At 56.6% G+C, this 8,619-nt stretch carries 9 protein-coding genes and 2 pseudogenes; 2 read left to right on the plus strand and 9 right to left on the minus strand.

Annotated elements, in window-relative coordinates:
- Positions 1–210: 210 nt before the first annotated feature.
- The 7 genes from NKI54_RS35730 to NKI54_RS35760 all read right to left on the minus strand — a co-directional run bounded on the left by NKI54_RS35730 (position 211) and on the right by NKI54_RS35760 (position 5,758).
- Positions 211–804, minus strand: coding sequence for a hypothetical protein (locus tag NKI54_RS35730; protein WP_352694535.1), 594 nt, complete (start codon positions 802–804; stop codon positions 211–213).
- Positions 801–1,481: a methyltransferase gene (locus NKI54_RS35735; protein WP_352529059.1), complete on the minus strand. Its 681-nt coding sequence runs from the start codon at positions 1,479–1,481 to the stop codon at positions 801–803. The genes NKI54_RS35730 and NKI54_RS35735 overlap by 4 nt, the downstream gene beginning before the upstream one ends.
- Positions 1,465–2,307: a nucleoside-diphosphate kinase gene (locus tag NKI54_RS35740; protein WP_352694537.1), complete on the minus strand. Its 843-nt coding sequence runs from the start codon at positions 2,305–2,307 to the stop codon at positions 1,465–1,467. Before NKI54_RS35740 ends, NKI54_RS35735 begins: the two co-directional genes overlap by 17 nt.
- Entirely contained in the window at positions 2,304–3,059 is a 756-nt protein-coding gene (locus NKI54_RS35745) for an amino acid kinase family protein (protein WP_352579559.1), read from the minus strand. Before NKI54_RS35745 ends, NKI54_RS35740 begins: the two co-directional genes overlap by 4 nt.
- 36 nt (positions 3,060–3,095) lie before the next feature.
- Positions 3,096–4,364 (minus strand): DegT/DnrJ/EryC1/StrS family aminotransferase, encoded by a 1,269-nt coding sequence (locus NKI54_RS35750; RefSeq protein ID WP_352529065.1) that lies wholly within the window; start codon positions 4,362–4,364, stop codon positions 3,096–3,098.
- A 465-nt stretch (positions 4,365–4,829) separates the two neighbouring features.
- A complete protein-coding gene (locus NKI54_RS35755) occupies positions 4,830–5,429 on the minus strand; it encodes a transposase (RefSeq protein ID WP_352694539.1) in 600 nt (199 codons plus the stop codon).
- Positions 5,378–5,758 carry a hypothetical protein gene (locus tag NKI54_RS35760; RefSeq protein WP_352694541.1) on the minus strand — a complete coding sequence of 127 codons (381 nt, stop codon included), beginning with the start codon at positions 5,756–5,758 and terminating at the stop codon, positions 5,378–5,380. The genes NKI54_RS35755 and NKI54_RS35760 overlap by 52 nt, the downstream gene beginning before the upstream one ends.
- A gap of 521 nt (positions 5,759–6,279) precedes the next feature.
- Between NKI54_RS35760 and NKI54_RS35765 the strand changes: the two genes are divergently transcribed.
- Complete coding sequence (locus NKI54_RS35765) at positions 6,280–7,137, plus strand: sulfotransferase domain-containing protein (protein ID WP_352529071.1); 858 nt, start codon at positions 6,280–6,282, stop codon at positions 7,135–7,137.
- A gap of 414 nt (positions 7,138–7,551) precedes the next feature.
- Here NKI54_RS35765 and NKI54_RS35770 read toward each other — a convergent pair.
- A pseudogene (locus NKI54_RS35770) lies at positions 7,552–7,805 on the minus strand (transposase); the annotation flags it as partial.
- 75 nt (positions 7,806–7,880) lie between these two features.
- Here NKI54_RS35770 and NKI54_RS35775 point away from each other — a divergent pair.
- Positions 7,881–8,459, plus strand: a pseudogene (locus NKI54_RS35775) (IS110 family RNA-guided transposase); the annotation flags it as partial.
- Between the two features lie 17 nt (positions 8,460–8,476).
- Here the strand turns inward: NKI54_RS35775 and NKI54_RS35780 are convergent.
- On the minus strand, positions 8,477–8,619 hold a 143-nt coding region (locus tag NKI54_RS35780), incomplete at its 5' end, for a transposase domain-containing protein (protein WP_352694543.1).

Raw genomic sequence — 8,619 nt, forward strand, 5'->3', positions numbered from 1 at the left:
AAGAATATCATCGCGTCTCCCCATCAAAAACTTGACGCCGGCACCGCGGTGCTCAGGTCCTCATGGCCGCCGGATACACGTCTGCGGTCTTCACCGGATGGGTGCTCGGATCAAGCCGTGGACGAAGTTCTCTCGTCCGTCAGGAGTTCTGTCAGAGCGGCCGAGCAGACCTCATGTGCCGACCTTTAGGTTCACATGTATAGTCTTAGTCTAGTCTATGAAAGATCGTTCCGTGACTGGCCAAATGTGGTCAGATATCCATCTGTGCGGGCAAGAAGATTGGATTTGACCCGTGTCCTGCGAGCCCTGGACTAGCGCGGAAATCATAGCAACCAATTTGTCCCGGCTGATTTCGGGAGCCATTAAGGCGGAATGATCCAGGAGTGCAAGCAGATCATCCCGATGCTTCGAATGATGGTCCTCCAAGTACATCTCAATCTTTCGCGCGATGACGTCCGCGAAGCTCGCCCGTGTCCCAAGAAGCGGATCATCAACTAACGCCGCTGGTCGTTCCTCTTCGAGAACCCAATTCAGCGCCAAGGTCCCGTTCGACCTCAAAAACACGATCTCCAACTCCGCGCCGGCAGGTCGCTGTGAAGCGATGGAGAACCCGGCGTACGCCAGAGCCCTTGTATCCTTGTCCACAGCTTCCGTAAATGCGTCCAAATTGACATGATGAATGTCAACATCACTCGGCACACGATGGATGAATTGCGAAAGGACGCTGCTGCCGGCCACCCAACTATCTTTGCACCGATTGGGCGAAATAGCGACAAATCCAGTGTGCATCAGGTCGGAAATCATATCCTTATATCCTTCTTGGATATTGAGAACAGCCTGTAAACTACCTTCACGTGGGGATAGGTTCCGGACCGCAGCATCACAGTTGTGAGATCATTCGAAGCCGCAATGTGTTCAAGGAGATCGTCACGGGCATTAGTCCCGAATCCTAGAACGATACGACCTGTTTTTGTAAGGAAATTTGGGCCTTCCGACAAAAAGCGCTTGAGCAAATTATACCCTGGATCAATCGCGCCACATTCGATGTCATCCACATACTTGTAGTCTTCTGCAGCGAAGTTCGACGGGTAATTCCAAAATACAATGTCGAATCTCCTGCGACGGGGGATGTTTGTGAATAAATCGCTTTCGATAGCTTCCACGTTCTTGATGCCGTTTCTTTTCGCATTCTCCAATGTGTTCGCGACCGCCCTCTGGTTGATGTCGCAAGCTACTAACGACCGCGCACCACTTTTTGCCAACAGAAGGCCGGGAAGACCGAAGCCGCAGCCGATTTCCAATATGGTCTTCCCGGCGAATGGGGGGAAATTCTCGCTGATCCAACGCCAACCCTCGAAACTCTCAGGAGGAAAAACCCCTTCCAGTACGATCAGATCAAGCCCGAATTCCTGCAAATGGCGCGGAAAGTTGCCTTGTTGGCTTGTCCGAAGCATTGTCCTGATACTATCGAGTTCGCTCATATGTGCTCCCCAGATGGATACGGTAGTCGTCGCTACCTGATTCAGGCTCGACGGCATCGACGGTTCGCTTCAGCAGGGAATGCCAAAGAGGCATTGAAAACAGACCGGCCTCAAGAACGAGGCGATCCCAAGATGAGCGGACAGACGCATGCTGAACAATACCTTCTAGACCGGCTCGATCCCCCTGAAGGTACCGGTGGACGGCCGTTGTCAGGCCCCTCTTTGATGCGAGTAGGAGTGCTTTGCCGTAACTTGATCTCGCGTGAGCAAAGGCGCTACCATCACCCCCATTGTCCGGCATCGGCACAGATCCCCTGTCGCCAAGAACGTGTAACAACATCTGGAAAGATGAATGGGCGATTTGGCCGGTATCGAGGGAATTCCAAGCGGCTACTTCGTTGCCCAAGAATTGGCGCCGAAGTATTGCCAGCTCGGCCTGCATTACTTCTGGACTGTCGCTCACATGGAGGAGGTTCGTCACGGGATTGTCGCAAAAAAAGAGACTACGTACGGTGCCGCTTCTAGCATGGGCCGGCTGTGTATTACCCTTTAGTCCTTGCGATAGGTGCAGCGCATTAGGTCCGCTCCAGATTGTGGCGCAAACCGGACGCATGTCGAACAAGTCCAGCACCAATGGCCAATGGTTCCCGCCGGTGGAATGTGTCAGGGTATAAAACGCATCGATCGATCTACGATTGTGGATTGAAAAGAATCGCTCCGCGAGTTCCAAGCCGGTTCGCCTGCGAATAAACTCGTCGAGCAGCCACGTGATTCCGGAGCGAGCGACTTCTGGGCCATAAACTACTAGTGCCGTGGAGGGCATCATGCCGCCCCCCCCAGATCCTCGGTTGCGATATAGGCTTTCCTGCTTCCGACGGTGATATTGGTCGCTTTAACGCGCTTCCCTTCGAGCCAATCGGAGAGACGAGAAGAATGACGAGCGTTAATCACCACGCCGGGGAGGCGTTTCTGTGCCATGAACTGGACCGCGCACGCGTCAACCGACGTGTGGCCGAGAAGGACAAGATCTTGAGCAGCGATCTGCTCTATAAGTGCAGCGGGATCTTCGGTTGCTCCACCACGATACACGCCATCAACATCTGTCAAAATCACCAGCCGTGGTGCTCCGGTGAGCCAAGCGACCCACGCGGCAACGGCGTCGGATGTAACATCCCAACTCCATTCCACTGGATCAGCTGCAAACAGCAAACGGGAAGGTAGCAGGACTGGAATCTTTCCTACTCTCGCGAGAGTTCGGCACTCACCTAGGCTGGCCGATGGAACAAGCTTGGAAGAGAAGGCGGCGTCCGCAAGCAAATACCCCGTTTGGTCCTGTGCTAGCGCACACGCATGATGCGCCGTAGACGACTCCAATGGCTTGGCCGCATCAATCATTTCAATTGCTTTGTCTGGGATGCCGCCGCCCGGAACAAGTAGTATTCGATGGCCGTCACCGGCGAGACGCTCAAGTTCAGCCAGTGCAAGCTTACACACCGCAAGATCACGCATGATGCTCCCGCCGAATTTCACAACAATTGAAAAGCCATATGGCAGAAAGCCCTTTATTAAGCTGTCCATCGTCTCGCCCTCCTGCCCTCTGGCCAAACACACGATCTAAGGGAATTTTGAGGTTAGATTTGGAAGCGCTGCCCAGACCTTTTGAAATGCGGCTGCGTACAATTTCATCACTTCTGCGCCGTTTGGCGGAGCGATCTCCGACACGCAAAACATAGTGTTCAGTAGCATCATCGTGTTTGGGAAATCGGTCCTTGACCATCTTTTGCTGACATCCGGGAGATAGTCAAAAACGGGCTTCGTTAGCCAAACCATGACCGGAACTCCCTCGGCTTGAAGGAGCTTAACGATGAAATCCCTGGCCGAAGGGCCAGCTAGAAAACCGAGCTTTTCCGGCTCAAGACGCAGCGGGAGACTAAGCATTGATTGTTGATCAACTGCTGGATCGAAAAGAGGCAGAAGCCCTGAGAGATGGCCAATTTCCTGCCAGAGGAACATTGCGTTGCTTCGCCTCTTTTTGAGCTGCCGGTCTAGGCGCTTGAGCCTGTGATTGGCTATAGCAGCAGAGAATACGTTGGGTCGGTAATTGTAACCTTTCGAACTCGGGGAGAAAATTCTAGCTCCACATCGCGACGAGCTTGTCAGCGAAACCTTATCGACATGGTGAATCAGAGCAGGGTCCCTTGTCAGAACAAACCCAAGCTCACCCGCTCCGAGGTGTTTGGCCCCATTTCCTGAAAGAGCAAGTGCGTCGGTCTCTAAGTAAGATCCATTGACAATGTTTTTCGCAACGCCAATCGATTGACAAACATCGTCAATAATGGCCACGTCACTCGCTCGCGCAGCCAGCCTAAGATCCGGAACCAAAATGTTATTTCCGAACAGATGAGTTATGAGCACCACCGCGTCGCCGGGCTCGATGAGAGCGGCCGCCATCTTCTGATCAACTCCCGCAAGGTTTGGCTCTACATCGACAAACACCGGCTCGAGTCCGCTGATCGCGATGGGGCCGACGGCTCCTGGCCAGTTCAAAGCCGAGGTGACAGCTCGGCGGCCTCGATTCCGGTAGTAGTCGAGGGCCACGTGAATAGCGGCTGTGCCGCTTCCAACAGCGCGCACAGACCAGTTGCCCGACCACTCCGCTAGGCGCTTTTCGAGCTCAGTGACAATAGGGTGATTAACTCGATGATATTTGCCGCTTTTGACAACACTGGCGAGCGCCTTCAGATGCTTGCGTTTGGCGGCTGGCCAAGGGACAACTCGCCCGGCCGGCACTGTAGGAATCCCTCCGAAGAGGGCGAGAGAAGTGTCGTTCTGGTGAATGCGCGTTGCATTTGCTTCCGAGACTAAGCTTCCATGCTTGTTCATATAGTCCTCCAGACGCCAACCTCATCGTGGTGTCGGCCATCGGCCACTCGCGAATGCAGAGCCGAACCAACCCACCTTTCGATCGCTTTTACGCGTCCGAGCGGAGGCTCGGCCCACGGCGGAACGCTCAAGAGCTGAGAGTTCGCCCCTGAGAGGAAAACCGGGTGCCGTGACACCCTCGGCACGTTGAGTTCAGAAAGGCGGCTTCAAACTCGTGACCGGCGTTTGTGTGGTGAGAATTATCCTCACAAGGATCCGTATCAGATCTGACATGCTGTCTGCTTTCCTTCATTTCATCCGTTGCGTTTCGCACCACAGGAAGCTATTCGGCAGCTTCCCTTGCTTTGTACCCGGGCAGCTCAAAACTCGTGCCACCTTGACTGGCTCTGTCCCAAAGTTGGTACTCTCGGCGAAGTCAGCACTTCGGGCTCGACTGGTGGAGAGGGCCGTTGATTTTCTGGGTATTCAACCGACCCGAGGGGTATTGCCGCTCTCGTCCGGCGACCCCGTGAGGCCGGCGTAGCGCGCCACGGCGCGGCGGTCGCGCAGCTTGCGCGACAGCATCTCGTTGACCAGCATGTCGGCGGTCTCGACGCCGATGCCGATGATCCGCGCGAGCAGGCGAACCATCGCGTGCGGGCCGTTCGCCGCAGCCGGAGCCGCCGCCAGCCGGCGCAGGCGCTCCTGTTCGATGGCGCGGATCTGCGCGCGCACGAGGTTGAGCCGCTCAAGGAAGCGGTAGAGCTCGGCGCGGGTGTTGTCCGGCAGCGGCGTTCCCTCCGCCGTTCGGATGCTCTCCAGCCTGTCCGCCGCCTGGCGCAGGCTCAGCCGGAAGCTGCGGACGCCGAAGCGGGCGAGGATCGCCTTGATGCGGTTGATGAGCCGCGTCTGCTCGCCGACCAGGGTCCCCCGCTCGCGGTTCGGCCGCCGCGCGTCCTCCTCTTCGAATGTCGGGATTGCCGCCATGGAGCAATGGCGCTTCTCGCCACGCAGCCAGCCGAGAAACGCGCGCATCAAAAGCTCGGTGTCGAGACCATCGATCTTGGCGCGCTGGTGCTCGCGCACACCGGAACGCTTGAGGGATGGATGGCATAGGCCTCGATGCCGTGCGCCCGCAACCAGCGCGCCAGCCAGAAGCCGTCGCCGGCCGCCTCGTAGGCGACGGCGATCCGCTGGACCGTGTGCCCGGCCCGGCCGGCTTCGTCGCGCCTGGGCTGATTTAGCTTCAACAGTGCTGGCGCGACGGCATCGATCTTCTTGAGGGGCTGGCGCTTGAGACCTGGAATAAGCGCGGCGACGAGCCACTTCCCCTTGCTCATTTCGATGACGGCGATGATCGTGTTATCCTGTTCAAGAGCGGTAAGGGAGCGGCTCGTGTCAAAAGATTGCGACATGGGACGCCTCCTTCTGATGGTGGTTGAAACAGCGAAGGATGCCACACCCTCGCCGCTCCCCCCATAGCATCTACTCGGCGGGCAAGATTCACCGATTGCTTGCTTTCTCCTGGAAAGAAGTTCACGGTCCGATCCAAGACAGAGGCAGGACAATGAAAAGCCGGCTAGATCCCTAGTGAACGCGGAAGTGTCGTCGGTAATTAGCTCATCGGCAGCTTTCGTAGGCGTCTTCGGGCGACTCTGAGTTTTGACATGACGTATGATTGTCTCTCAGCGACGATCGCCAAGCGGGGCGAGCCAACGGCGTGCCGATCTCCTTCGCTCTCAGCTATCGGAATACCAGCGCAGCGAGCTGGCCAGAATCGTCGCACATGGCCGACGCTCTCAATAATTCCGTCACTCATGGGCGGCGACAACAGGGCGCGACTGCCTGGGGCCAAGCTGGCAGTCTCCGAATGTATCCACAGTCCGCATTTGCTACCTTGATTGCTTAACACCTTGCAAAAGTGAGAAGATACGCAATGGTCCACCCGCTTCCAGAAGAGCTGCGCGTTATCGCGGGTCAAAATTTTCCGCTTTACCCCTGCTCAAATGAAGCTTGGTCAATTAAGCCGACGGGCGGCGCCACAAGCGCGCGGGTTATGATTTGTTCCATTCCGAAGGCGGGCACCCACCTATATGCCCGTCTGCTAACCATGCTCGGGCTTGAACAGTCCGATGTGTTCTTTAATAAAGAATATCTGGGAGACTTCCGCTTTGTGGATGTCGAGAGAGCTCGGTTCACTCATTCTGAAAACATCCTGTGGATACCGATCGAGATATCATCTCGCTTTATTCAGCCCGGTCAGTTTGGCTATGGGCATCTGCCGTGCGACATGGGCATTCGCCATTGTTTGGCGGATTTCAAAGTCATCTTCCTTTCGCGTGAAATGCGTGCGGCAATTGTGTCGCAGATGCGATATGTCGGGAACAGCGACTGGTGCCCGCCTGGGAGGGCTGAGATCAAGTGGCGCCATGAGCCGAACGGGCCCGAGAAAATGCTGAAGTACTTTGATGAGATTGCGCCTTTCATTTTCAACGAACGCTGTCACCCGTTGGTGCCGTGGGCAGATGAGGAGGATGTTCTTGGATTGACCTATGAGCAGATCATAGGTGACCAAGGGCACGAAGTTCAGCTCGAGACCATTCGCAAAATTGCTGAGTTTTGCGAGATCCAGTCACCGCAGAAGCCGGAGCTGATCTTGAACCAACTTATTGGAGAGCAGACCTTTACCTTCTCCGGCAGGCGAACTTCGTGGGAGGCTTGCTGGAGTCCGGAGATTGAGGCGCGGTTTACCGCGCTCGGTGGGTCAAGACTCAACGAGCGATTCGGATTTTGATCTGGAAATGGCCGACGAAAATGGAAACCCCTTTCCTTGGGAGAACCATGGTGGCCTGTTGCTGCTGGCCCGGCTAATTGATGATCTTTATCGACGATTGCCGGAACGATCACCGCGCACCTACGCTGCGGCTCGATCGCGTCGCTCACCCTTTACGAGCCTCGACTAAACGACGCGACTGCGCATACTCTCTGCGGCGTGGACCCGGATGGGCGGCGGGCATGGAAGCCTGGCTTGATAGCTCAGTGCCGCCGGTCGGCGCGAGCAACACAAGGACACGCACGAAAGGCTTTGGACCCTGGCTGGCTTAAGAATGTTGAGGCGTCGCATCACTCCAACAGGATTAATTGAAAGGCGTTCATCGGCGTCAGACGCCGACCGCAGTGCGACGGTTTTGGCTAGAGCGGGATGAATTTAGGTTGGCGCATAGCCGGCCTCGATGAAGTAAGTTCTGCATTCGGTTGAAGTGACGGTGCCGGGGATATGTCCAATGGCATCGCAGACGGCCTCGACCGTTCGCTTGGCAGCTTTGCGCAGCCAATGCTTAAGCTTGGCGACGAGCTTCTCGATGGGGTTGAGGTCGGGCGAGTATTTCGGCAGAAAGAACAACTGGCGCCGGCCGAGCGGATGGCGCGGCGCACTGCCTTGCTCTTGTGCGAACCGAGATTGATGGGGTTGACGCCCCCTGACGGCATCGCTGTGCCAAAGTGGTGTCGTTGATCATCACTTGAACGGAGGCGTCCATGTCGGAAGTTAGCATGATCGGGTTGGATCTAGCGAAGAACGTGTTCCAGGTGCATGGTGCAGATGCATCGGGAGCTATCCTCTTTAGAAAGAAGCTTCGCCGCGATCAGATGCTTAAATTCTTTGATGCGCAGCCGGCTTGCACGGTTGCCATGGAGGCCTGCGGCAGCAGCCATTACTGGGCGCGGGAGATCACGAAGCTGGGACATAACGTCCGGCTGATCGCTCCGGGCTACGTCAAGCCTTTCGTGAAGAGGCAGAAGAACGATGCCGACGATGCGGAGGCGATCTGCGAAGCTGCGCAACGGCCGACGATGCGTTTTGTGGCAGCCAAGAGTGAGGAACAACAGGCTGCGGCGATGGTGTTTCGCGCTCGCGATCTCCTGGTGCGCCAGCGGACCCAGACCATCAATGCGATACGTGGCCATCTTGCCGAATTCGGGCTGGTGGCCGCGCAGGGCCTTTTCCATGTGGCCAAGCTTGTAACGGCGATCGAGGATCATGGCTCCGCCATCCCAGAGGCCGCCCGTCCGATCCTGTGTCTGTTCGTGGAACAGTTGCGCTCGCTGGATGGTAAGCGGGTAGCTGATGCCGTTCAGCGGTGGTAGTTCCAAGGCATGAGCGCCTCGATAGCGCTGTTTGGCCAGCCATTGGCGATGCGCTCGAGGGTCTGGGTGAGCCAGGCGTGCGGATCGACCTGGTTCATCTTGGCGGTGGTCAGCAGCGTGGCGATGGTGG

The organism is Mesorhizobium sp. M0663 (genome assembly GCF_040320585.1).
In the GTDB taxonomy this organism is placed as follows: domain Bacteria; phylum Pseudomonadota; class Alphaproteobacteria; order Rhizobiales; family Rhizobiaceae; genus Mesorhizobium.